20 protein-coding genes are annotated in these 23,044 nt (G+C 73.1%); 11 read left to right on the plus strand and 9 right to left on the minus strand.

The window, feature by feature from the left end:
• Window positions 1–5 precede the first annotated feature (5 nt).
• A complete protein-coding gene (locus tag AOM04_RS06820) occupies window positions 6–1,073 on the minus strand; it encodes a T6SS phospholipase effector Tle1-like catalytic domain-containing protein (protein WP_062464037.1) in 1,068 nt (355 codons plus the stop codon).
• Between the two features lie 66 nt (window positions 1,074–1,139).
• Window positions 1,140–1,865, minus strand: a complete 726-nt coding sequence (locus AOM04_RS06825) for a GTP cyclohydrolase II (protein ID WP_082104463.1) — start codon at window positions 1,863–1,865, stop codon at window positions 1,140–1,142.
• A gap of 223 nt (window positions 1,866–2,088) precedes the next feature.
• Between AOM04_RS06825 and AOM04_RS06830 the strand changes: the two genes are divergently transcribed.
• From AOM04_RS06830 to AOM04_RS06840, 3 genes are read left to right on the plus strand one after another with little or no spacing between them, the layout of a single operon-like run.
• The gene (locus tag AOM04_RS06830) at window positions 2,089–3,771 is read left to right on the plus strand and encodes a glycoside hydrolase family 13 protein (RefSeq protein WP_062464038.1); all 1,683 of its coding nucleotides are present in this window, start codon (window positions 2,089–2,091) and stop codon (window positions 3,769–3,771) included.
• A 39-nt stretch (window positions 3,772–3,810) separates the two neighbouring features.
• A complete protein-coding gene (locus tag AOM04_RS06835) occupies window positions 3,811–4,839 on the plus strand; it encodes a LacI family DNA-binding transcriptional regulator (protein WP_062464039.1) in 1,029 nt (342 codons plus the stop codon).
• Entirely contained in the window at window positions 4,832–5,740 is a 909-nt protein-coding gene (locus tag AOM04_RS06840; RefSeq protein ID WP_062464040.1) for a carbohydrate kinase family protein, read from the plus strand. The genes AOM04_RS06835 and AOM04_RS06840 overlap by 8 nt, the downstream gene beginning before the upstream one ends.
• Window positions 5,741–5,839: 99 nt before the next feature.
• Here AOM04_RS06840 and AOM04_RS06845 read toward each other — a convergent pair whose 3' ends face one another.
• From AOM04_RS06845 to glnA, 4 genes are all read right to left on the minus strand, one after another.
• The gene (locus tag AOM04_RS06845) at window positions 5,840–7,306 is read right to left on the minus strand and encodes an HNH endonuclease (protein WP_169816421.1); all 1,467 of its coding nucleotides are present in this window, start codon (window positions 7,304–7,306) and stop codon (window positions 5,840–5,842) included.
• A gap of 319 nt (window positions 7,307–7,625) precedes the next feature.
• The gene (locus tag AOM04_RS06850; RefSeq protein WP_062464042.1) at window positions 7,626–8,504 is read right to left on the minus strand and encodes a hypothetical protein; all 879 of its coding nucleotides are present in this window, start codon (window positions 8,502–8,504) and stop codon (window positions 7,626–7,628) included.
• The gene (locus AOM04_RS06855; RefSeq protein WP_082104465.1) at window positions 8,501–11,500 is read right to left on the minus strand and encodes a bifunctional [glutamine synthetase] adenylyltransferase/[glutamine synthetase]-adenylyl-L-tyrosine phosphorylase; all 3,000 of its coding nucleotides are present in this window, start codon (window positions 11,498–11,500) and stop codon (window positions 8,501–8,503) included. Before AOM04_RS06855 ends, AOM04_RS06850 begins: the two co-directional genes overlap by 4 nt.
• Window positions 11,501–11,506: 6 nt before the next feature.
• The gene (gene glnA / locus AOM04_RS06860; protein WP_062464043.1) at window positions 11,507–12,841 is read right to left on the minus strand and encodes a type I glutamate--ammonia ligase; all 1,335 of its coding nucleotides are present in this window, start codon (window positions 12,839–12,841) and stop codon (window positions 11,507–11,509) included.
• Window positions 12,842–12,915: 74 nt separating this feature from the next.
• Here glnA and AOM04_RS06865 point away from each other — a divergent pair, with 74 nt between their 5' ends.
• From AOM04_RS06865 to AOM04_RS06885, 5 genes are all read left to right on the plus strand, one after another.
• Entirely contained in the window at window positions 12,916–14,553 is a 1,638-nt protein-coding gene (locus AOM04_RS06865) for an NAD+ synthase (protein WP_062464044.1), read from the plus strand.
• 64 nt (window positions 14,554–14,617) lie between these two features.
• Window positions 14,618–15,424: a 3-methyl-2-oxobutanoate hydroxymethyltransferase gene (gene panB, locus AOM04_RS06870; protein ID WP_062464045.1), complete on the plus strand. Its 807-nt coding sequence runs from the start codon at window positions 14,618–14,620 to the stop codon at window positions 15,422–15,424.
• 2 nt (window positions 15,425–15,426) lie between these two features.
• Window positions 15,427–16,278, plus strand: a complete 852-nt coding sequence (locus tag AOM04_RS06875) for an NAD-dependent epimerase/dehydratase family protein (RefSeq protein WP_062464046.1) — start codon at window positions 15,427–15,429, stop codon at window positions 16,276–16,278.
• Window positions 16,279–16,288: 10 nt separating this feature from the next.
• Window positions 16,289–16,726: a hypothetical protein gene (locus AOM04_RS06880; protein ID WP_062464047.1), complete on the plus strand. Its 438-nt coding sequence runs from the start codon at window positions 16,289–16,291 to the stop codon at window positions 16,724–16,726.
• On the plus strand, window positions 16,723–17,202 hold the full coding sequence (locus AOM04_RS06885) for a hypothetical protein (protein WP_156160645.1): 480 nt from the start codon (window positions 16,723–16,725) through the stop codon (window positions 17,200–17,202). The genes AOM04_RS06880 and AOM04_RS06885 overlap by 4 nt, the downstream gene beginning before the upstream one ends.
• On the opposite strand, the gene AOM04_RS06890 is transcribed toward AOM04_RS06885, so the two are convergent.
• Together AOM04_RS06890 and AOM04_RS06895 are read right to left on the minus strand one after the other, a co-directional pair.
• Window positions 17,199–19,361, minus strand: a complete 2,163-nt coding sequence (locus AOM04_RS06890) for an acyltransferase family protein (protein ID WP_062464049.1) — start codon at window positions 19,359–19,361, stop codon at window positions 17,199–17,201. The two genes, AOM04_RS06885 and AOM04_RS06890, sit on opposite strands and share 4 nt — an antisense overlap.
• A gap of 86 nt (window positions 19,362–19,447) precedes the next feature.
• Complete coding sequence (locus AOM04_RS06895; RefSeq protein WP_062464050.1) at window positions 19,448–19,651, minus strand: hypothetical protein; 204 nt, start codon at window positions 19,649–19,651, stop codon at window positions 19,448–19,450.
• A 31-nt stretch (window positions 19,652–19,682) separates the two neighbouring features.
• Between AOM04_RS06895 and map the strand changes: the two genes are divergently transcribed.
• Genes map through AOM04_RS06910 form a run of 3 tightly spaced genes read left to right on the plus strand, consistent with a single transcriptional unit; the run spans window position 19,683 to window position 22,041 of the window.
• Entirely contained in the window at window positions 19,683–20,564 is an 882-nt protein-coding gene (gene map, locus AOM04_RS06900) for a type I methionyl aminopeptidase (RefSeq protein WP_062464051.1), read from the plus strand.
• Complete coding sequence (ppgK, locus tag AOM04_RS06905) at window positions 20,561–21,403, plus strand: polyphosphate--glucose phosphotransferase (protein ID WP_062464052.1); 843 nt, start codon at window positions 20,561–20,563, stop codon at window positions 21,401–21,403. The genes map and ppgK overlap by 4 nt, the downstream gene beginning before the upstream one ends.
• Before the next feature lie 35 nt (window positions 21,404–21,438).
• On the plus strand, window positions 21,439–22,041 hold the full coding sequence (locus AOM04_RS06910) for a GNAT family N-acetyltransferase (protein ID WP_062464053.1): 603 nt from the start codon (window positions 21,439–21,441) through the stop codon (window positions 22,039–22,041).
• Window positions 22,042–22,063: 22 nt separating this feature from the next.
• Here AOM04_RS06910 and AOM04_RS06915 read toward each other — a convergent pair whose 3' ends face one another.
• Complete coding sequence (locus AOM04_RS06915) at window positions 22,064–22,759, minus strand: PadR family transcriptional regulator (protein ID WP_156160646.1); 696 nt, start codon at window positions 22,757–22,759, stop codon at window positions 22,064–22,066.
• Window positions 22,760–23,044 lie beyond the last annotated feature (285 nt).

Consider the following 23,044-nt stretch of genomic DNA (forward strand, 5'->3'; position numbering starts at 1 on the left):
GAGGCTCACACGTCGGTGACGTGATGGGTGCCCGCGAGCGCCTCGACCAGGTTCTCGGGGTCGAAGGTGGGCCGCGCCGCCTGGCGTGCCACCGCGCTCGAGGACAGGCTCTCGTTGCCGTGGTGCGTCTTCAGCATGGGCCGGATGAACGGCGGCCACAGCTTGAACGGCCCCTGGCGGGAGTCCGAGAAGGCCCCGAGCGGGTCCGGCGCGAAGTCCATCGTCAGCTCCCCCGCGTCGACGGGGTGGCCCGCGACGAACGCATCGTCCACGAACCCCAGCCCCTGCCCGGCCGCCATGCGCGTGAGCCAGCCGAGCGCGATGTCCGCGAGCGCGGTGGTGTTGCCGCCGCCGCCCCCGACGTTCGAGTGGCATCCCGCGAACCAGACCTGCTCGAGGATCTGGCCCTCGGCGGCCACGGGCAGGTCCCACAGGGTCGGGGCGAAGGCGGCGCGCTGCTCGTCGATCGCGAGCGCGTGATAGGCCGCCCGCACGGAGCGCGACAGCTGCGTGTCGTGGAAGGCCCACCGCTTGTTGAACCACTTGACGATCGGCACGGAGCTGCCGGGGATGCCCAGCGAGCCGACTGTGTCGAACACCCCGACGAAGCGGATCGACAGGTCGGGGTACGAGTGGGCCGCGCGGAACTCCTCCGCCCGCCGCTCGCCCGGCGCCGTGTCCTTGGAGCGGTCGCGGTAGAGAGCGTAGGCCTCGTCGAGGGCGCCCAGCTGGTCCGGCCGGAGGATCCCGGCGTTTCGCAGGAAGCCCGCGATCGACCGGGCCGTGTAGGCGCCCCGGCTGTAGCCGAGGAGGAAGATCTCGTCGCCCGGCTCGAACTCCGCGGCGATCGCCCGGTAGCCGTCGCGCACCTCGCGCGACAGCCCCCATCCGAACACGCCGCCGAGGATCCGCTCGCCCGGCCGGGTGCCCACGCCCGGCAGGTAGTGGACATGTTGGACGATGCCGTCGGCGCCCGTAGGCGCGACCGCGCGCGCGATCTTCACGACATTGGTGGGCCGCGCCTGATCGGCCTTGCTCCACGTGCCGTCGCAGCACACCACGATCCGCTTCATCGCGCGCCTCCCTCGTCGGTCGGTCTCCATCCTCCCAGGAGGCGGGCGGATCGCGCGGGATGCGCGTCAGGCGCGGCCGGGCAGCGCCAGCGTGTGGTCGGTGTGGTCCACCTTCGCGGCGAGGTAGCGGGCGTTGGAGTCGGTGAGGTGCACCCCCGTGGGGACGCGCTCGTCCACGTCGACCCCGAGCAGCTCGAGCTGCGCCGCCTTGTCGGGGTTGTTGCTGAGCAGCCGGATGCGGTCGACGCCCACGGCGCGCAGCATCTGGGCCGCCGCGGTGTAGTCGCGCTCGTCCTCGCCGTGGCCCAGCGCGACGTTGGCCTCGTAGGTGTCGAGGCCCGCGTCCTGGAGCGCGTAGGCGTCGAGCTTCGCATACAGCCCGATCCCGCGGCCCTCCTGGCGCAGGTACAGCAGAAAGCCGCCCGCCTCGGCGATGCGCTCGACGGCCTCGCGCAGCTGCGGTCCGCAGTCGCAGCGCTCGGAGCCCAGCACGTCGCCCGTGAGGCACTCGGAGTGCGGACGCACCAGCGGCGCCTCGCCGCCGGCCGCCGCGCGGGCGAGCGCGCCCTCCCAGTCGCCCAGGCCGATCGCGAGGTGCTCGCGGCCGTCGGCGAGGCCCGCGAACGTCATCACCCTGCCCGTGGTCGCGAACCCGTCCGCGAAGCGCAGGGGGACGGTGACGGCGGTGCGCACCGCGGCGGGCGCAGGCTCGAGCCCGGGGGTGGACGATGCGTCGGCGGGCTCGAGCGGGGCCGCGTCGCTGCGACGGCGGCTGGGGCAGATCGCGGTCATCTCACTCCTCGGGGCTGGCGCGCGGGCGCGCGATAGGTGACGCAACAACCACGTGTGCCGGGTGATTCCGGGCCGCGCCGCCGGGAGTGCCGAGGCGGGCGCCGCCCGGTTTGCCCCGGCGGCATGCAACCGCTTACATTGGGCGCCGACCCGCCTCGCAGATGACGGCGAGGCGGGTCCGCACGCGTCCGAGATCCGGCGCGACGAGAGCCGAGAGGACACCGTGGCCCACACCGACGCCGCAGCCGCCGCCCCCGCGATCCACGCCGACCAGGAGTGGTGGCGCTCCTCCGTGATCTACCAGATCTACCCCCGCTCGTTCGCGGACTCGAACGGCACCGGCGTGGGCGACCTGCGCGGCATCACCTCGCGGCTCGACAGCCTCGCGGACCTCGGCGTCGACGCGATCTGGCTGTCGCCGTTCTACCGCTCGCCGCAGCGCGACGCCGGCTACGACGTGTCCGACTTCCGCGACGTCGACCCGCTGTTCGGCACGCTCGCGGACTTCGACGCGATGGTCGAGCGCGCCCACGGCCTCGGGCTGCAGGTGATCGCGGACATCGTCCCCAACCACTGCAGCTCCGACCACCCGTGGTTCCAGGAGGCCCTCGCGGCCGCGCCCGGCTCGCCCGAGCGCGAGCGCTTCGTGTTCCGCGACGGCAAGGGCGAGCACGGCGAGCTGCCCCCGAACAACTGGGAGTCGGTCTTCGGCGGCCCCATGTGGACCCGCGTGACCGAGGCCGACGGCACCCCCGGCCAGTGGTACCTGCACATCTTCGACACCTCGCAGCCGGACTTCAACTGGGAGCTCGAGGAGGTCCGCGCCGAGTTCGACGGCGTGCTGCGCTTCTGGCTCGACCGCGGCGTCGACGGCTTCCGCGTCGACGTGGCGCACGGCCTCATCAAGGCCGAGGGCCTGCCCGACTTCGTCCAGGACGAGGACGAGGCCTCGATGGGCGGCGGCGCGGCGACGCAGTCGCCGTACTGGGCGCAGGACGGCGTCCACGAGGTGTGGCGCCGCTGGCGCGCGATCCTCGACACCTACCCCGGCGAGCGCATCCTCGCGGCCGAGGCGTGGGTGTACCCGCTCGACTTCATGGCCAACTGGGTGCGGCCCGACGAGATGCACCAGGCGTTCAACTTCGGCTACATGGAGACGCACTGGGACGCGGCCGACCTGCGCGCCGTCATCGACGCGTCGATCGACACGTTCGCCGCGGTCGGCGCCCCGTCCACGTGGGTGCTCTCCAACCACGACATGATCCGCCACGCCACGCGCCTCGCGCTGGGCAAGGACACCCCGCAGGGCCACGGCATCGGCCCCCGCTCCCCCGGCCTGCCCGACATCGAGGAGGGCATCCGCCGCGCCCGCGCCGCCTCCCTGCTCATGCTCTCGCTGCCCGGCGGCGCCTACCTCTACCAGGGCGAGGAGCTCGGCCTTCCCGAGGCGATCGACATCCCGGACGATGCGCGACAGGACCCCACGTGGCACCGCACCGAGGGCGAGAGGTACGGCCGCGACGGCTGCCGCGTGCCGCTGCCGTGGGAGGCCGACGCCCCCGCGTACGGCTTCTCCCCCACCGGCGACACGTGGCTGCCGCAGCCCGCGGTGTACGGCACGCTCGCGCGCGACGCGCAGCTGGGCGTCGAGGGCTCCACGCTCGAGATGTACCGCGCGGCGCTGCGCCTGCGCCGGTCGCACGGCCTCGGCACGGGCACCGGCACGGTGACGTGGGAGGGCTCCCCGTCGGGCGTGCTGGTCCATGTCGCGAACGGCGTCCGCGTGGTCGCGAACGTGTCCGGCGAGCCGTTCCCGATCGAGGGCGAGGTGCTCGTCGCGTCGCACGCGCTCGAGGACGGCGCGCTGCCCGCCGACGCGACCGTGTGGGTGCGGGTGCCCGAGTAGGATTCCCGCAGACACGGGGCCTGACGGAAGGGACCGAGGGTGGCGACGATCCAGGGTGTGGCCGCGCTGGCCGGCGTGTCCACCGCCACCGTGTCCCGGGCGCTCGCCGGCAAGAGCACGGTGTCGGACGCCACCCGCCGCAAGGTCGAGGAGGCCGCGCGACAGCTCGGCTACGTGGCCTCGGCCACCGCATCGTCCCTGGCATCGGGCCGCACCAGGAACATCGGCATGGTCATGCCGATCCTGGGGTCCTGGTACTACGCGAGCGTCCTCAAGGGCGCCCACCGGGCGCTCACCGACGGCGGCTACGACCTCACGCTCTACCACCTCGAGGACACGACGCGGCATCCGCGCCGGCGCCGGCGGCTGTTCGACGAGTTCCTCGCACGCAAGCGCGTCGACGCCTTCATCGCCGTCTCGGTGGAGCTCACGGACGCCGAGCTGCGCCGGCTGCACGACCTGGGCAAGCCCATGGTCGGGCTCGGCGGCCCGCTCGCGGGGGTGACCACGCTCGGTCTCGACGACCACGCGGTCGCACGCCTCGCCACGGAGCACGTCACCTCGCTCGGGCACCGCCGCATCGCGTTCATCGGCGGCGAGGAGCAGGACCACCTCGACTTCCACATGCCGGCCCACCGCCGCGAGGGCTACGAGGCGGCGCTCGGTGCGGTGGGGGTGGAGCCGGATCCGTCGCTGCGCGCGGTCGGTGACTTCACCATCGAGGGTGGCCACCGCGCGGCGCTGCGCCTGCTGGGCGACCCGCGCCTCCGGCCCACCGCGATCGTGGCGGCCTCCGACGAGATGGCCATCGGCGCGATCCTCGCCGCGCGCTCGCTCGGGCTCCGCGTGCCCGAGGACCTGTCCGTGGTCGGCATCGACGGCCACGAGCTGGGATCGTTCTTCGAGCTCACCACGGTCGACCAGAACCCCGTGGACCAGGGCCGCCTCGCCGCCGAGACGCTTCTCGCCGAGCTCACGGGCCGTCCCGCGGAGCGCGCCGCGCTGCCGCTGCCCTACGACCTCACCGTGCGCCGCTCCACCGCCGTCGCCCCGGGCAGCCGTGACTGACGGCGAGGTCCTGGTCATCGGACCGACCAGCGACAACCTCATCGTGTCCCTCGACGCCCTCCCCCGCCCCGAGCCGCACACGACGTTCGCCCGCGGCAGCGTCCAGGTGATGGGCGGCACCTCCGCGGGCAAGGCGCTGCACCTGGTCGACGCGGGCGTCGCGACGACGCTGCTCACCACCCGAGGGGACGATGCTGTGGGCGCCGAGCTCGTCGCCGCGCTGGGCCGCTGCGGGGTGGAGGTGCGCGCGGTGCTCACCGACGGCCCCACGGAACGCCATCTCAACCTCATGTCGCCGCGCGGGGAGCGCGTGTCGATCTACCTCCAGGCCGCGGGCGCGGTCGCCGTGGAGGAGATGCGGCGCGCCCGGGCCACCGCACGCGAGGCGCTGCGCGAGGCCCGGGCCGTATTCCTCGACCTCGCCGACCTGTCGCGCGCCCTCATCCCCGAGGTCACGGCGCTCGCGCGCGAGGTGTGGGTCGACGTCCATGACTACGACGGCGAGCAGGCGTACCACCGGCCGTTCCTCGAGGCGGCCGACGTGGTGGTGATGAACGGCGACCGGATCGCCGGGCCGTCGACGTACCTGCGCGGCCTTGTCGCGGGTGGCAAGACCCTCGCCATCTGCACGCTGGGATCCCGCGGCGCCATCGCGGTGGGTGCGGACGGCTCGTTCGCACGGGTCGAGGCCCCGAAGGTCGAGGTGGTGGACCCCAACGGCGCCGGCGACGCCTTCGCGGCCGGGGTGCTGGCGCACGCGCTCCATGTGGGCGGCGCCGCGCAGCTCACGGGCGACGCCCTGTGGCAGGCGCTCGAGGCCGGTGCGGCGCAGGCCTCCCGCGCCCTGTCGAGCCGTGAGCTGTCGCCCCTGCTCGAGCGCCCCGCTCCCACCGTCGGCTGACCTGGCCGACGGCGCATCGAGGCCACGCCTCGGGTGCACGCGCCTCCGCCGTGGCAGTGCCATACCGGCGAACCACCGGACCCCCGTGCCGCAACTCCCTTAGGCGGAGCTCTCCCCGCGGTCGTGCCGACCCGGTGGCGCGCCGGGCTCGTCGAGCCTGGGGGCGGTGAAGAGCGCGGGTCGCGGTGTCCCGAAGCGTGCCCTGCCGCCTTGGCGGGGGGTGCGGGTGGGGTCGACGGAGGCTGGTGGGATGAACCAGACCTCGGTGGCGGTGGCACGGATCTGCCAGCCCTGGTCGTGGATGACGTGGTGGCAGTGGCCGCACAGAAGGACGCCGTTGGACAGGTCGGTGCGGCCGCCGTGGCCCCAGTAGCGGATGTGGTGCGCCTGGGTCCAGGCGGGCGGGGCGGAGCAGAACGCGCACCCGCCGTCCCTTTCGCCCAGCGCGATGCGTTGGGCACGGGTGAAGGGGTAGACGCTGCGTCCCAGGTTCAGCAGCTCGCCCTTGTCGCACAGCAGCGCGGGGGCGAGGATCGCGGCGTACGTCATGCGTTGCGCGGTGGTGATGTCGATGGGCAGGGGGCAGCCGTCGATCTCGGCCAGCCCGGTGCCGGTGGTGAGGTCCGTCGCGTGGGCGCGCACCACGAGGGTGGTGGTGGGCTTCAGCGGGTCGGTCGAGGTGCAGCCGATGGCGTGGTGGCATGCGTCGGTCAGGGCGTCGGCACGGATCTGCTCGATGGTGCGCTGATCCGTGCCGGGGTTGTCCTGGCTGGCATGCATAGCCCTGCGCGTGAGTGTGTCGATGACGTGCTGGAACGGGGCCGCGCTCTCGGGGTCGAGCTCACCGTTGATGACGAGCATCCCGGCCCGGTTGCGCCACATCTTCAGGAAGCGTGACCGGCGGCGTTGGGCCATGGTCCGCTCGTGCTGCTGGACATCAAGAGCGGCCTTGAAACGGCCCACGATCTTGGCGAACCGTGTCGCGTCGATCCCGACGGCGCGCTCCACCAGCTCGGCAGCGGCGGTCTGCTTGGCGGACTCGGCGACGTCCTCGGACAGCGAATCGAGCATCACGATGATCTGGGAGCCGCAGTCGGTCGAGATCCGGCCGGTCGCGAGGGCCTCGGCGACCACCGGATAGCGCGGCTGCTGCTGCCTCGGAGCCGGCGGATCATCCTCGTCAGGATCATCCGGATCATCCGCATCGGGGTCGTTGTCCGGGTCGGGGTCGTCGTCCGGGTCGGGGTCGTCGTCCGGGTCGGGGTCGTTGTCCGGGTCAGGGTTGGGATCGGGGTCGGGGTCGCCGGCGTGCTCCCTCTCCTCCAGGGCTCGCCCGACCTCGAGCAGCCTGACGGCCTCGGCGCGCGTGGCGCCCATGATCGAGGCCACCAGGTCCGCGGCCGAGCGGTAGCCATGGAGCTTCGCCACCCCGCCCCCGGGGACATCGGAGTCGACCTCGATTCGGCGTGCCTCACGCGCGAGCACGAGGTCCACCTCACGGGCCAGCTGCGCCGCCCCGCTCAGGTGCGCGACCGCCTCACCGGACTGGTCATGGGAGGCGGCCATGAGCATAGTCCCCACCGCGATCCGCGCCTCGAGACACGCGTGCGCAAACCCATCCACGGCGGGACCTCCGCCGGGAAGATCGTCGAACAAGCTCTGCGCGTCCATGAGACCAGTCCATCACGAGGGTCTGACACTCACTCGCGGGCATCATCCCTGCTATGTACATATATCGCGAGGCGTCGGGGGCTGGGGACATCGGCGCAGCGGCGGGGCAAGGGCGGCGGCACGCTGGAAGCACCGTGAGCGGCAGACGGCCGGCACCGGCACCGCCAGCGAGCAGCGAGCGGCGAGCAGCGAGCACCACCAGCGAGCCGCAGCCCTACCTCCTGGCCCGCGGCCGCGTCACCAGCGCGACCACGAGGAACACCGCGGCGACCGCGAACCCGACCAGCGACACCACGCCCAAGCGCGCCTGCAGCGCGTCCACCGTGTCCTGGGTCACGAGCCGCGTGAGCGCCTCCCCCGCGGTCCCGCCGGACCCGCCGGGCAGCACCGAGGCGATCCCGTCGACGCCCCACCACGTCAGCACGAGCCACAGCCCGCCCGCGATCGCGCCGACCGCGAGCCCCGCCTTCGCCACGAACCACCGCGCGCGGTGCGTGACGAACAGCCCCAGCACCACGAGCGCGATGCCCGCCCACAGCGCCCACCGCTGCGCCAGCTCCATCACGTGGTACCCGGTGCGGACGTCCTCGAACGTCGAGGCGTCCATCACCTGGACCGGGATGGGCGCGAGGTCCACCTGGGGCGCGCGCGAGCCGACCACCGGGATCCGGGCGATCTGGGAGTTCACGTACTGGTCCGCGTCGAGCTCGAGGATCAGCGGCGCGGGGGCGCGGTCGGGCTCGGTGACCTGGGTCGCGAACTGGGCGCGCGCATCGTCCACCTGCGCGAGGAGCGCAGTGCGGAACTCGTCCGTGCGGGCGGCGTCCTCGATCCAGCCGCGCACCGTGTCGTCCAGGCCGAGGCGCGACAGGTCGACGCCCGCGTCGGCGAGCGCCGTGAGGGCGCCGTCGGCGATGGCGGTGCCCACGGCGTCGACGATCTCCTGGTCCGACAACGCGCGGGTCGCGATCGAGTGCACCGCGCTGCCATCCTCGACCGCGCTCACGACCACCCCGCTCACGGCCCACAGCGCGATGAGCGAGGCGCCCACGAGGATCAGGACGGCGGACGCGACCGTGCGGAGCGCCCTCACCGGGCGTCCTCGTCCCACCCGAAGAACAGCCGCTCCGTGACCGCGCGGGCGCGGCGGGCGTTGCGGGTGTACCGCTCGTCCAGCTCGGGCCCGGTCTGACGCGAGCCGAGGATGCCGGCGAGCACGCCGAGCTCGCGCATGTCGGCGGGCAGCACGTCGGTGTCCTTCGCGCTGCCGCGCAGGGCCAGCGCGCCACGCAGGTCGGTGGCGAGCACCCATGCCGAGCGCAGCGTGGTGGCGTCCGGGCGCGCGATGAGGTCGAGGTCCGCGGCCGCGACCAGCGCGTCCATCGTCACGGTGGTCCGCAGCTCGGGGTAGGTGCGGCCGTGGCGCAGCTGCGTGAGCTGGACCACCCACTCGACGTCCGACAGCCCGCCCGGTCCCAGCTTGAGGTGGCGGCGCGGGTCGATGCCCCGGGGCAGCCGCTCCGCCTCCATGCGGGCCTTGAGCAGGCGCATCTGCTTGAGCGCCGCGCCCGGCAGCTGCACCGGGTAGCGCACCGCATCGATCATCTGCACGAAGGCTGCACGCAGGTCGAGGTCCCCCGCGCAGGGCCGCGCCCGCAGCAGCGCCTGCGCCTCCCAGGCGTCCGACCACCGGCCGTAGTACTCGGTGCACGATGCGAGGGACCGGGCCAGCGGCCCGTTCCGTCCCTCGGGGCGCAGGTCCGCGTCGATCGCGAGCGGCGGCTGCGGGCCCACCTTCTGCAGCAGGGTGCGGATCTCCTGCGCGACCTGGACGGCGATGGCCTGTCCATCCGGGGCGTCGCCGTCCCACACGAACTGCACGTCCGCATCGGACAGGTAGCCCATCTCCAGCCCGCCGTAGCGACCCATCGCGATGACGGCGAAGCGGATGGGGAGCTCCTCGAGCCCCCGCGCCTCCGCGACGGTGTGGCGCGCGATGCGCAGCGCGCCCTCGATGAGCATGTCGGCGCTGTGGGAGACGGCGCGCGCCGCGTGCGAGGAGTTGATCATGCCGAGCGTGTCCGCGGCGGCGACGCGGGACAGCTCGCGCCGGCGCAGCCCGCGCAGCGCGGTGATCGCCTGCGCGGCGTCGTTGGAGCGCCGCAGCACCGCGTCCGCCTCGCCCCACAGCCGCTCGTAGTCGCGCGGCGCGAGGTCCTCGTCGCGGTCGAGCCACGTGACGGCCTCGCCGGAGGCGAGCAGCGCACGGGCGACGTACGCGGAGGTCGACAGCAGGCGCGCGAGCCGCTCCGCCGCCGTGCCGGAGTCCCGCAGCAGCTTGAGGTACCACTGCGTGCCTCCGAGCTGCTCGGACAGCTGGCGGAACGCCAGCAGCCCGGCGTCGGGGTCGGCGCCCTGCGCGAACCAGCCGATCATGGCGGGCAGCAGCTGGCGCTGGATCGCGGCGGAGCGCGACACGCCCTCGGTCAGCGCCTGGATGTGCCGGTACGCGCCCGCGGGATCCACGAAGCCGACCGCCCCGAGGCGCGCCCGGGCCGCGGCATCGTCCAGCCTCGCCTCGCCGGCGCTGAGCCGCGCGACCACCGGCAGGATGGGCCGGTAGAACATCTCGAGGTGCATCGCGCGCACGTCGCGACGGATGTCGGTCCACACCTCGTCCATGTAGTCGACGGTCGCGAAGCCGGAGGCGCGCGCGAGGATGCGCCGGTCCTGATCCGACTCAGGCATGAGGTGCGTGCGCGTGAGCTTGCGCAGCTGCAGCCGGTGCTCCCACACGCGCAGCTGGCGGTACGAGCGGTCCATCGCCGCCGCCTGGGGGCGCCCGACGTACCCGCCCGCCCGGAGCCGGGCGAGCGCCTCGAGGGTCCCGCGCACGCGCAGCGACTCGTCGCCGCGGCCGTGGACCAGCTGGAGCAGCTGGATGGTGAACTCGACGTCGCGCAGGCCGCCCGGGCCGAGCTTGATCTGCCTGTCCGCCTCCGCGGCGGGCACGTGCTGCTCGACGCGGCGGCGCATCGCCTGCGCGGACTCGACGAAGCCCTCGCGCTCGACGGCCTTCCACACGAGCGGCCACAGCGCGTCGATGTACGCGGCGCCCACCTCGGGGTCGCCGGCCGCCGGCCGCGCCTTGAGCAGCGCCTGGAACTCCCACGTCTGCGCCCAGCGGTCGTAGTAGGCACGATGCGAGGCCAGGTTGCGTACGAGCGGCCCGTCGCGCCCCTCGGGACGGAGGTTCGGGTCCACCTCCCACAGCGCCGGCTCGACGCCCATCCCGGAGCACGCCTTCGCGGCGGCGACCGCGAGGCGCGTCGCGACCTGCAGCGACCGCGCGTCGTCGACGCCCTCGGCGGGCTCCGCGACGTAGATGACGTCGACGTCGGAGACGTAGTTGAGCTCCCTCGCGCCGCACTTGCCCATCGCGATGACCGCGAGGCGGGTGGTGGCGTGGTCGGGCTCGTCGTGGCGCGCGATCGCGAGGCCCGCCTCGAGCGCGGCACCCGCGAGGTCGGCGAGCGCGGCACCCACGCGCGGCATGAGCTGCGCGGGCTGGCTCTCGAACAGGTCCTCGGCCGCGACGCGCATGAGGGCCCTCCGGTAGGCCACGCGCATCGCGGCGACCCCCTCGACGCCGCCGAGGCCCGCGACCGGCGCATCGTCCCGCGGGTCGGCCCCGACGGCCTCGAGCAGGAGCGCGCGCACGTCGACGGCGTCGAAGCCCTCGTCGTCGGGCCACGCCTCGAAGTCGGCGCACAGCTCCGGATGCCGGATGAGGAAGTCGCCCAGCGCGAGCGAGCCGCCCAGCAGGACCGCGAGGCGGGCGCCCGCGCGGCTCGTCGAGAGGCGGCGCAGGGTGTCGAGGTGGCCGGCGTCGCGCGCCGCCTCGGCGAGGCGCAGCAGCTGCAGCAGGCCCGCGTCGGGGTCGGGCAGGTACGACACGAGGGTCGCCGGGTCGTCGAGCGTGATGCCCGAGACCCGGCCGATCTCGTCGATCAGCCCCGCCGCGCGGGCGGGATCGGCCGCCCCCGCCCGCCTCAGCAGCGTGGTGAAGGAGACCTCGCGCGCGCTCACGACGCGCTAGAGGACGGACAGGTAGGTGTCGATCTCGTAGGGCGTGACCTGGGCGCGGTACGCCTCCCACTCCGCGCGCTTGTTGCGCAGCACGAAGTCGAAGACCCGCTCCCCCAGCGTCTCGGCGACGAGCTCGGAGCGCTCCATCGCGTCGATCGCCTCGCTCAGCGACGCGGGCAGCGGCTCGAAGCCCATCGCCCGGCGCTCCGCGTTGGACAGCTCCCACACGTCGTCCTCGGCGCCGTCGGGCAGCTCGAGGCCCTCCTCGATGCCCTTGAGGCCCGCGGCCAGCAGCACCGCGAACGCGAGGTAGGGGTTCACCGCGGAGTCCATCGCGCGGTACTCGACGCGGGTCGACTGGCCCTTGCCCGGCTTGTGCAGCGGCACGCGCACCAGCGCGGAGCGGTTGTTCGAGCCCCAGCACACGTAGGACGGCGCCTCGGCGCCGCCCCACAGGCGCTTGTACGAGTTGACGTACTGGTTGGTGATCGCGGTGATCTCCGGCGAGTGGCGCAGCACGCCCGCCATGAACTGGCGCGCGACCTGCGACAGACCCAGCTCGCTGCCCGCCTCGTAGAACGCGTTGCGGTCACCCTCGAACAGGCTCATGTGCGTGTGCATGCCGGACCCCGGCGCCTCGAACAGCGGCTTGGGCATGAAGGAGGCGAAGACGCCCTGCTCGAGCGCCACCTCCTTGATCACCGTGCGGAACGTCATGATGTTGTCGGCCGTGGTGAGGGCGTCCGCGTAGCGCAGGTCGATCTCGTTCTGGCCGGGACCCGCCTCGTGGTGGCTGAACTCCACCGAGATGCCCATGTTCTCGAGCATCGTGATCGCCTCGCGGCGGAAGTTGTGCGCCGTGCCGCGGGGCACGTTGTCGAAGTAGCCGGCGCGGTCGACGGGGACCGGCTGCTGGCCGCGCTCGAACTGCTTGAACAGGTAGAACTCGATCTCGGGGTGCGTGTAGAAGCTGAACCCCTGCTCCGACGCTCGGTCGAGCGTGCGCTTGAGGACCTGGCGCGGGTCCGACAGCGCGGGCTCGCCGTCGGGCGTGTAGATGTCGCAGAACATGCGCGCCGCGCCCTGACGCTCGCCGCGCCACGGCAGGATCTGGAAGGTGGCCGGGTCGGGCTTCGCGACCATGTCCGCCTCGTACACGCGCGTGAGCCCCTCGACGGCCGAGCCGTCGAAGCCGATGCCCTCCGCGAACGCGTTCTCGAGCTCCGCAGGCGCGATCGCCACCGACTTGAGGATGCCCAGCACGTCGGTGAACCAGAGCCTGATGAAGCGGATGTCGCGCTCCTCGACGGTGCGGAGAACGAATTCCTGCTGCTTGTCCATGGCGCCCATCTTGCCGTATCCGTGTGACGTTCGTGTGTCCCGCCCCCGCGTGCCGCCACCCCTACGCTTGACCCATGTCCGACCTCCGCATCGCGCTCGCCCAGATCAACACCTGCGTCGGCGACATCGCAGGTAACGCCGCGCTCATCCTCGACCGCTGCCGTGCCGCGCACGCGCTCGGCGCCCACGTGGTCGTGTTCCCCGAGATGACCACCACGGGCTACCCGATCGAGGACCTCGCGCTCCGCTCGAGCTTCCAGCGCGCGGCCGCCGCCGCGGTCGACGAGATCGCCGCGGGGCTCGCCGCGGAGGGCCTCGGCGCGCTCACCGTGGTGCTGGGCACGCTCGGCGTCTCGCGCACGGGCCGCCCCTTCAACCAGGCGGTGGTGATCAGCGGCGGCGAGGTGGTCGCGCGCTACAACAAGCACCACCTGCCCAACTACGGCGTGTTCGACGAGCGCCGTATCTTCGCCGCCGGCGAGGACCCGTGCGTCGTCTCCGTCGCATCGTCCCCGGTGGGCATCGCGATCTGCGAGGACATCTGGCAGGACGGCGGCACGGTGGCGCAGCTCGCGGACAAGGGACTGCGCGTCCTGCTGGTCCTCAACGGCTCGCCCTTCGAGGAGGGCAAGGGCCACACCCGCGTCGAGCTCGCCGCGCGCCGCGCCCGCGAGGTCGGCGCGCCCGTCGCCTACGTCAACCTGTGGGGCGGCCAGGACGACCTGGTCTTCGACGGCCACTCGTTCATCGTGTCCGCGGCGGGCGAGGTGGTCGCCTCCGCGCCCGGCTTCACCGACGCGATGATCGTGTGGGACGTGCCGGCGACCGGGGACGATGCACCCCCGTCCGGCATCGCGCCGCGCGAGAGCGACGACGAGCAGGCCTACTGGGCGTGCGTCACCGGCCTGCGCGACTACGTCCTCAAGAACCGCTTCCGCTCGGTGATCCTGGGGCTCTCTGGCGGCATCGACTCTGCCCTCACCGCCGCGATCGCGGCGGACGCGATCGGCGGCTCCAACGTCGTCGGCGTCTCCATGCCGTCCGAGTTCTCGTCCGACCATTCGAAGGACGATGCGGCGGACCTGGCCACGCGCATCGGCGCGGACTACCGCGTGGAGCCCATCGGGCGCCTGGTCGACGCCTTCCAGGACCAGCTCGCGCTCACCGGCGTGGCCGAGGAGAACCTGCAGGCGCGCCTGCGCGGCGTCATCCTCATGGGGATCTCGAACCGCGAGGGCCACCTGGTGATCGCGCCGGGCAACAAGTCCGAGCTCGCGACCGGCTACGCGACCATCTACGACGCGGGCTCGATCGGCGGCTTCGCGCCCCTGAAGGACCTCGACAAGACGCGCGTGTGGCAGCTCGCGCGGTGGCGCAACGCCTACGCCGTGTCGCGCGGCGAGGTCGAGCCGATCCCGGTGAGCTCGATCGAGAAGCCGCCGTCGGCCGAGCTGCGCCCCGGACAGGTCGACCAGGACTCGCTGCCGCCCTACGAGCTGCTCGACGAGGTGCTCGACGCGTACGTCGAGCACGCCGAGGGCCGCGCGGAGCTGCTCGCGCGCGGCTTCGACCCCGCGGTGGTGGACCGCGTCGTCGGGCTGGTCGACCGCGCCGAGTGGAAGCGCCGCCAGTACCCGCCGGGCCCCAAGGTCACGGCGCTGGCGTTCGGCCGCGACCGCCGCCTGCCGATCACGAACCGCTGGGTCGAGTAGGCGCGCGGGGCGCACCACGGCCCGCGGATGTGGCAGGGGTCTCGCATCGTGAGAAGGTGAAGGCATGACGCGTAAGAAGGTCCGGATCCACCACTTCCAGGAGATGAAGCAGCGCGGCGAGAAGATCGCCATGCTGACCGCCTACGACTTCCCCACCGCCCGGGCGTTCGACGCCGGCGGCGCGGACATCCTCCTCGTCGGCGACTCCCTCGGGGACAACATGCTCGGCCTCGAGTCGACCGTCCCGCTGACCCTCGACGAGATGATCCCGTTCGCCCGCGCCGTGGTCCGCGGCGCCGAGCACGCCTTCGTGGTCGCCGACCTCCCGTTCGGCTCCTACGAGGTCTCCCCCGAGCAGGCCGTCGAGTCCTCGATCCGCATGGTCAAGCTGTCGGGCGCGCACGCCATCAAGTTCGAGGGCGGCCGCCGCATCGCCCGCCAGGTCAAGGCCGTGACCGATGCGGGCATCCCCTTCTGCGGACACCTCGGCTTCACCCCCCAGAGCGAGACCGCGCTCGGCGGCCGCCGCATCCAGGGCCGCGGCGACCACGGCATCGACGAGCTCGTCGCGGACGCGCTCGCGCTCCAGGAGGCCGGCGCGTTCGCCGTCGTGCTCGAGATGGTCATCGCGCCCGCCGCGAAGGCGGTCACCGAGGCCCTCGACATCCCGACCATCGGCATCGGAGCGGGCCCCGACACGGACGGCCAGGTCCTCGTGTGGCTCGACATGGCCGGCGTCGGCAACTGGCACCCCCGCTTCTCCAAGCAGTTCGGCGCGGTCGGCCAGGCCATGATCGACGCATCCGCCGCGTACGTCGACGAGGTCAAGGCCGTGACCTTCCCCGCCGCCGAGCACACGTTCGAGAGCTGATCATGGGCTCGATCCTCGTCACCGGGTCGGAGGGCAAGCTCGGCCGCCACGTGGTCGCGCGCCTCACCGCCGACGGCCACGCCGTGCATCGTCTCGATGCCAAGCCGCTGCCGCCCGCGATGGACTACACGCGCATCGACCTCACCGACGCGGGGCAGACCATGGACGCGATGTTCGGCGTCCAGGACCGCTACGCCGGCGTGGACGCCGTGGTCCACCTCGCCGCGATCCCCGCGCCCGGCCAGCTGACCGACACCGCCACGTTCCACCACAACATGGCGGCGACGTTCAACGTCTTCCAGGGCGCACGCCGCGCGGGCATCCGCGACATCGTCTACGCGTCCTCGGAGACGGTGCTGGGCCTGCCCTTCGCGATCGACCCGCCGTACATCCCGGTCGACGAGGAGTACGACGCGCGCCCCGAGTCGAACTACTCGCTCGTGAAGCACCTCGAGGAGCAGATGGCGATCCAGCTGTGCCGCTGGGATCCCGAGCTCAAGATCCTCGCGCTCCGCTTCTCCAACGTCATGGACGTCGAGGACTACGCCGCGTTCCCCGCCTTCGACGCGGACCCGACGCTGCGCCGCTGGAACCTGTGGGGCTACATCGACGGCCGCGACGGCGCCCAGGCGGTGTCGCGCGCGCTCGCCTACGAGCCCCGCGGCTTCGACCGGTTCGTCATCGCGAACGCCGACACGGTGATGTCCCGCTCCTCCGCGGATCTCGCGGCCGAGCAGTTCCCGGCGGTGCCCGTGGTGAAGGAGCTCGGCCGGCACGAGACGATGCTGTCGATCGACAAGGCGCGCCGCCTGCTCGGCTACGAGCCTCAGCACAGTTGGCGGCACCACGTGTAACGTCCCTGCTATGGGGGACGATGCGGGGGTCACCGGGCGCGACAAGCGCGGCTTGGGATGGCTCGCGGCTGCGGCGGGAGGGTTCGCGCTGTTCCTCGCGCTCGCCGGGCTTGGCGAGAGCTGGGGCGCGGGCGACCACCCTCGCGGGGTGAGCGTCGCGATCGTGCTCCTCGCCGCCTCGGCGAGCCTGGTCATCGTGCTCACCGTGGTGGCCGCGGGACCCCGCGCGACGAGCCGCTCGGCGACCGCGGGGCTCGCGTGCGCGGCGCTCGAGCTCGTGGCCGTGTCCCTCGCCTCGCGGTGGCAGCTGCTCCACCACGACCTCAGCGACATCGGGACGGGCCTGCTGCTGGTGCCCGCCCGGCTCCACGCGATCGGGTCGTTCGCGGGCTTCGCGTACGCGTGGCACGCCCGACACCGCGCCCGCGCCGCCGGGGTGACCGCATGAGCGCCGCGGCGATACAGGACGATGCGGCACGGCCTGGCCGCGGCGGCCGCGTGTGCGCGTGGATCGCCGCCGCCCTCGGCGCGTTCCTCTGGTATTGCGCGCTCGAGGGCGTGCGCGGCTTCGCGGAGTCCGACAACCGGGGATGGCTCGGCAACGCGACCGGTCTCGACGAGGCCATGCCGTGGCTCGTGGCCCTGTTCGCCACCTTCGCGGCGACGATCGTGCTCACGGTGGTCACCACCGGCACGCACGCCACCGCGCGCAGCGCGATCGGGGGCCTCGCGTGCGCGGGCGCCGAGCTCGTGCTCACGATCGTCGCGCTCGCCTGGGACTATCCCGAGGCCGGCCTGGGCCTGCTCGGCTACGACCTCATGTTTGGGATCGTGCTCCTCCATGCGGGCGCCTCGGCGGTGGGGTTCGTGCTCGCGTGGGACGCGCATCGTCCCCTCGCGCCCGCCGCGCCGCCGGCCGGCTAGGTCCCCAGCGCGCCGCTCAGCTCCCACGCCAGGACGGGCGCGAGCGTGCGCACGTACGTGTCGGTGAGGTGGAAGCCGCCCCGGTACACCACCACGTTGTCGATCACCGCGGGACACGAGGCCGCGTCGCAGAAGTAGTCCGTGAGGTCGACCACCGCCACGCCGGGCGTGCGCGCGGCCGCCTCCCGCATCGCCGGGCCGCCGCTGCCCGCGACCGACGACGACCGGGTCAGCGCGCACGCGTCGGGGTCGGCCACGTGGCGCGACACGCACTCGTCGATGTCGGACGGCGGGATCGGGTTGTCGAGCAGCGCGACCACCCGGATGCCGTCGGCCTGGAGGCGCGACCACCGGCGCGCGTAGCCGTCGATGCCCGCCGCGAGCGACATGGTCACATCCGCGGACGAGCCGAGCGGCGACGCGACGCCGTAGATGCCCGAGGTGAGGACCACGTCCGGCGGATCCTCCTCGAGCGCGGCGACGACGGCGCGGTTCCACGCGTCGCACGTCTCGTACGGCCGCGACCGGATGATCAGGGTCGCCTCCGAGAAGGAGCAGCTCGCCTTCGAGGTGAGCTCGACCCGCCAGCCGTGCTGGTCGCCGTACGCGTCGAGGGCGCTGTACCACTGGATCGACTTGGAGTCCCCGACCACGACGATCCTGCGGGACGCCTCGGTGTCGCCCGCGACGCACCACCGCGGCGTCACCTCGTCGAACTCGATGATGAGGTGGCAGTCGGGGTCCGAGTACTGGGGGCGGTCGTCCACGGCGACGTCGGGATCGGGCACGGGCCTCACCGCGCCGGACGCCGGGATGAGCGGCCAGCGTGCGGACGGGTCGGGCCACAGGGCGGCGCCGCCGTGCGGAGCGGTCGGGTCCATCGTCGCCAGATCGAGCACCTCGGGCTCGCCGGGCGACGTGAGGTCGATCGCGGCGACCCGCGAGGCGTCCTGGTCCGGGGCGGACACCGCCACCGCGACGCCGAGCCCGACGCCGCACAGGCTCAGCGCGGCGCCCATGAGGATCGACCGTCGGTCCGAGGCGACGAGGGCCGGGGCGAACCGCACGGGGTTCTCGATGAGGCGATGCGTCAGCCACGCGAGCACCACCGCCGCGGCGACGGCCGCCGCGGCGGTCCCGGGCGCGAGCTCGCCCCACGCCTGGCGTGCGGCGACGAGCAGCGGCCAGTGCCAGAGGTACAGCGAGTAGGACAGGGCGCCGAGCCAGAGCACGGGGCGCCACCATCGGCCGGTCATCCAGGCGTGCGAGTCGACGGACGCGCCTCCCGCACCCCCGGCGACCATGACGAGCGCGGCCCCGGCCGTGGGGACCAGCGCGAGCGCGCCCGGCCAGGCCATGTCGGCGCGCATGCCGATCGCGGCGCCCGCGATGAGCACGAGGCCGAGCAGCGCTCCCGGCCCGCGCAGCCGGACGTCCAGCCGCACCCACGCCGGCGCACCGATCGCGACGAGGCCGCCGAGCGCGAGCTCCCACATGCGCACGCCGGTGTCGAAGAATGCGACGTCGGGGTTCGCGCCCGTCTCCGCGAGGCACCACGCCAGCGATGGCAGCGCGAGCGCGCCGAGCGCCACCGCCATCGCGGGACGGGTGCGCCACCGGCGGCGGCGGATTCCCCACGCGACCGCCGCGAGCAGCACCGGCCAGACCAGGTAGAACTGCTCCTCGACGGAGAGCGACCAGAAGTGCAGGGCGGGCGAGGGCGACATCTGCGACCCGAGGTAGTCCACCGCACGTGCCGCGAACCCCCAGTTCGCCACGTACCCGGCGGCGGCGGCGATGTCCCGGCCGTAGTCGTCGCGGTACGCGCCCGGGGCGAGCGTCACGGCGAGCGCAGCGACGGCGGCCAGCACCGTGACGGCCGCGGGGATGAGGCGCCGCGCCCGGCGCGCGTAGAAGCGCATCAGGCGCACCCGGCCCGTGGCGTCGATCTCGCGCACGAGCAGCCCCGTGATGAGGAAGCCCGAGATCACGAAGAACACGTCGACGCCCACGAAGCCGCCGGGCACGAACGTCACGCCCGCGTGGTAGGCCACCACCAGGGCGATGGCGAGCGCACGCAGGGCCTCGATGTCGGGGCGGAAGCGCGTGCGCGCGCCGGAAGCGCGCGGCAACGCCGCCGTCAGTCCCCCCACGGTCACGCGCCCACCCTAGGGATGAACGCCCATATGCCAGCGGTGACACGCTCGGGCGAGTTCAGCACCTCACGCCGGACGCGCGGGGCGCGCTACGAGCCGGACCCACCCCAGCGGTCGTCGTCCTCGTCCCAGGACTCGTTGCGGTGCTTGGCGATGTCGAGGGCTCCCGCGGCCTCCTCGCGGGTCGCGTAGGGCCCCATGAGGTGCTCCCACGGGCTCTGCCGGCCCTTCTCCACCTGCTTGGTCCTGGTGTTGAAGAAGTACTGGACCGGCTGGTCGCTCTCGGGTGACATCGGCATCGCCTCCGTGAATAGACTGCCAGGCATGAGCCCTGTCCGCGAGAGCATCACCAAGGGCGTCGTCACGCCGGTCCGCGAGGTCCCCGCCTCCATCGCCCGCCCCGAGTACGTCGGCAGGAAGCGCGCCGCCGACTGGCGCGGCGGCGACGTCCACTCCCCCGAGACCATCGAGCGGATCCGCGTCAGCGCCAAGCTGGCCGCGCAGGCCCTCGCCGAGGTGGGACGCCACGTCGCCCCCGGCGTCACGACCGACGAGCTCGACCGCATCGGCCACGAGTTCCTGGTCGACCACGGCGCCTACCCGTCCACGATCGGCTACCCCGGCGCCGCCGGCCGCCCCCCGTTCCCCAAGGCGATCTGCACCTCGGTCAACGAGGTCATCTGCCACGGCATCCCCGACTCGACCGTGATCGAGGACGGCGACATCGTCAAGGTCGACATCACGGCGTTCAAGGACGGCGTGCACGGCGACAACTGTGGATCGTTCATCGCGGGCGAGGGCACCGAGGCGTCGCGCAAGCTCGTCGAGGTCACGCACGAGGCGATGATGCGGGGCATCAAGGCCGCCCAGCCGGGCCGCCAGGTCAACGTCATCGGCCGGGTCATCGAGAAGTACGCCGCGCGCTTCGGCTACGAGTCCGTCCGCAGCTACACGGGCCACGGCGTGGGGCCCGCGTTCCACACCGGCCTGATCATCCCCCACTACGACGCCGCGCCCCACCACGACGACGTGATCGAGGTCGGCATGACCTTCACGGTCGAGCCGATGCTGTGCATGGGGTCGGAGGACAGCCACGAGTGGGACGACGGCTGGACCGTCGTCACCAACGACGGCTCGTGGGTCGCGCAGTTCGAGCACACCATCGTCATCACGGAGAACGGACCGGAGGTTCTGACGCTGCCATGAGCAAGAACATCGCGATCGGCGTGGACATCGGCGGGACGGGCATCAAGGCCGCGCCCGTCAACCTCAAGACCGGCGAGTTCACCGAGGACCGCTACCGGATCCCTACTCCTCAACCGTCCACGCCGGACGCGATCGGGCGCACCGTCGCGAAGGTCATCGCCAAGTTCAACCCGCCGCGGAAGGTGCCCATCGGCGTCGCCTTCCCCGGCGTGGTCCAGCACGGCGTCGTCAAGACCGCGGCGAACGTCGACGACTCGTGGATCGGCACCGACCTGCGCGCGATCATCCGCGACTACGCGGGCCACGACGTGCACGTCCTCAACGACGCCGACGCCGCCGGCTACGGCGAGTTCAAGTTCGGCGCCGCTCACGGCCGCAACGGCTCGATACTCATGACGACTCTGGGCACCGGCATCGGCACCGCGATGATCGTCGACGGCGTGCTCGTGCCCAACCTCGAGCTGGGCCACATCATGATCGACGGCCACGACGCCGAGGACCGTGCCGCCGAGTCCGCGCGCGACCGCTACGGCTACGACTGGGACCAGTGGATCGAGCAGCTCCAGAAGTACTACTCGGAGCTCGAGCGGCTGCTGTGGCCCGACCTCATCATCGTCGGCGGCGGGGTGTCGAAGTCGCACCACATGTTCCTGCCGAAGCTGCGCCTGCGCGCCCCGATCATCCCCGCAGACCTGCTCAACGGCGCCGGCATCGTCGGCGCCGCCGCCGCCGCGGCGGCCGAGGTCAAGCGCGAGGAGAACGAGACCAAGGAGGCCGAGAAGGACGCCCGGAAGGCGGCCAAGAAGGCCGCGAAGAAGGCCGCCGCCGAGCACGCCTGACCCGGCCGCGGGGCGCCCGCCCCTAGGCTCGCGCCATGGCCCTCCACGACGCCCCGGTGCTGTCTCACCCGCTCGCGCGCCTCGAGCCGCTCGCGCCCGCCCACGTGGACGACCTCGCCACCGCCGTGGCGCCCGGAGAGCTGTGGCGCACCTGGTACACCCGCATCCCCTCGCCCGTGGAGATGGCGGGCGAGATCGACGCGCGCCTCGCGGCGCAGGCCGAGGGCAGGGTCGCCCCCTGGGCCATCGTCGAACCGCGCTCGGGCCGCGCGGTCGGCATGACCACCTACCTCAACCTCGACGCGACCAACGGCCGGGTGGAGATCGGGAGCACCTGGATCGGGCGCGAGGCGCAGGGCACGGGCATCAACCCCGCCGCGAAGCTCCTGCTCCTGTCGCGGGCGTTCGACGAGCTGGGCTGCATCGCGGTCGAGCTGCGCACGCACTGGCACAACCACCAGTCGCGCGCCGCGATCGCGCGGCTGGGCGCGCACCAGGACGGCGTGCTGCGCCAGCACCAGCGCTGGCACGACGGGACCCTGCGCGACACGGTCGTGTTCTCGATCCTCGATCGCGAGTGGCCCGCGGTCCGGGCGGGGCTCGAGGCGCGGATCGCTCCCCGCCTCGCCTCGCTTTAGCGGGGACGATGCGGCGGTCGCCCTAGGAGGCGTCCTCCGCGAGCAGGCGGTACAGGTCGCGGCGCGCGGTCGCGACGATCTCCGCGGCCTTCTCCGCGACGTCCGGGCGGTCGTAGCGGCGCGCGATGTGGCCGACCGCCTCGTGCAGCTCGTGGAGCTCGCGTCGCAGCGCGATCGCCTGCTCCTTGCTGTCGTCCCGCTCGAACATGGCATCGAGCGCACCCTCGCGCTCGTCGGCCCATGACCGACCGGCGCCCGTGAGCGAGGCCGTCTTCCGGCCGTCGACCACCTCGATGGCCACCAGCCCCTCGTCCTCCAGCGCCTGGAGCGTCGGGTAGATCGAGCCGGGGCTGGGGACCCAGGCTCCCCCGCTGCGCTCCTCGATCGCCTTGATGAGGTCGTAGCCGTGGCGCGGCTGCTCGGCGAGCAGCAGCAGGATCGCGGCGCGCACGTCGCCGCGCGGGCGCCCCCCGCGTCGGCCGCGCCCGGGACCGTGGCCCGGACCGCCGTGACCGGGTCCCCCGTGGCGACGGCCGCCGCGGCCGGGACCCTCCGGCCCCTCGAACCCCGGCCGGTCGAGGCCATCGGGGCCGTCCTCCGCGCCGAAGCCGCCGCGGCGGCGCAGGGCGCGCGGGCCGCGCGCCTCGGACGGGTCGGCCCAGCCTGGGCCGAATCCTCCGCGCATCCCGCGCGGCGTGTGCTGATGCGAGCTCGTCATCGCTCGCTCCCTTCGTTTGTTCCTATCAGTGCGCTATCACGATATATCGCGTTACAGCGGATGGCAAGCGTCCGGTAGGAACCCCGCAGCCGGTTCCCACACGAGATCCGCTATCCGCGGCTCGCGCGTCGGGGAATGCGACGGAAGTTGCAGAGAACTCCGCGCGATCCGCGCGCGTTGTGTGGGAAGAGGTCGGGGCGCGGCGCCGGCCAGCCCGCGTCGGGCGACCCGCCGCGCGCCCTGCGTGTCGGGACCTACGCCCCCGTAAGTTACGGTCCCGTAGCC

The organism is Demequina soli (assembly GCF_000971195.1).
Taxonomy (GTDB): Bacteria; Actinomycetota; Actinomycetes; order Actinomycetales; family Demequinaceae; genus Demequina; species Demequina soli.

Excerpts from the sequence above, each read along its gene's own strand:
- AOM04_RS06820 (WP_062464037.1), bottom strand. The coding sequence starts at position 1,073 with ATGAAGCGGATCGTGGTGTGCTGCGACGGCACGTGGAGCAAGGCCGAT.
- AOM04_RS06825 (WP_082104463.1), bottom strand. The coding sequence starts at position 1,865 with ATGACCGCGATCTGCCCCAGCCGCCGTCGCAGCGACGCGGCCCCGCTC.
- AOM04_RS06845 (WP_169816421.1), bottom strand. The coding sequence starts at position 7,306 with ATGGCCGCCTCCCATGACCAGTCCGGTGAGGCGGTCGCGCACCTGAGC.
- glnA (WP_062464043.1), bottom strand. The coding sequence starts at position 12,841 with ATGGACAAGCAGCAGGAATTCGTTCTCCGCACCGTCGAGGAGCGCGAC.
- AOM04_RS06865 (WP_062464044.1), top strand. The coding sequence starts at position 12,916 with ATGTCCGACCTCCGCATCGCGCTCGCCCAGATCAACACCTGCGTCGGC.
- panB (WP_062464045.1), top strand. The coding sequence starts at position 14,618 with ATGACGCGTAAGAAGGTCCGGATCCACCACTTCCAGGAGATGAAGCAG.
- AOM04_RS06875 (WP_062464046.1), top strand. The coding sequence starts at position 15,427 with ATGGGCTCGATCCTCGTCACCGGGTCGGAGGGCAAGCTCGGCCGCCAC.
- AOM04_RS06880 (WP_062464047.1), top strand. The coding sequence starts at position 16,289 with ATGGGGGACGATGCGGGGGTCACCGGGCGCGACAAGCGCGGCTTGGGA.
- AOM04_RS06885 (WP_156160645.1), top strand. The coding sequence starts at position 16,723 with ATGAGCGCCGCGGCGATACAGGACGATGCGGCACGGCCTGGCCGCGGC.
- AOM04_RS06895 (WP_062464050.1), bottom strand. The coding sequence starts at position 19,651 with ATGTCACCCGAGAGCGACCAGCCGGTCCAGTACTTCTTCAACACCAGG.
- map (WP_062464051.1), top strand. The coding sequence starts at position 19,683 with ATGAGCCCTGTCCGCGAGAGCATCACCAAGGGCGTCGTCACGCCGGTC.
- ppgK (WP_062464052.1), top strand. The coding sequence starts at position 20,561 with ATGAGCAAGAACATCGCGATCGGCGTGGACATCGGCGGGACGGGCATC.
- AOM04_RS06910 (WP_062464053.1), top strand. The coding sequence starts at position 21,439 with ATGGCCCTCCACGACGCCCCGGTGCTGTCTCACCCGCTCGCGCGCCTC.
- AOM04_RS06915 (WP_156160646.1), bottom strand. The coding sequence starts at position 22,759 with ATGACGAGCTCGCATCAGCACACGCCGCGCGGGATGCGCGGAGGATTC.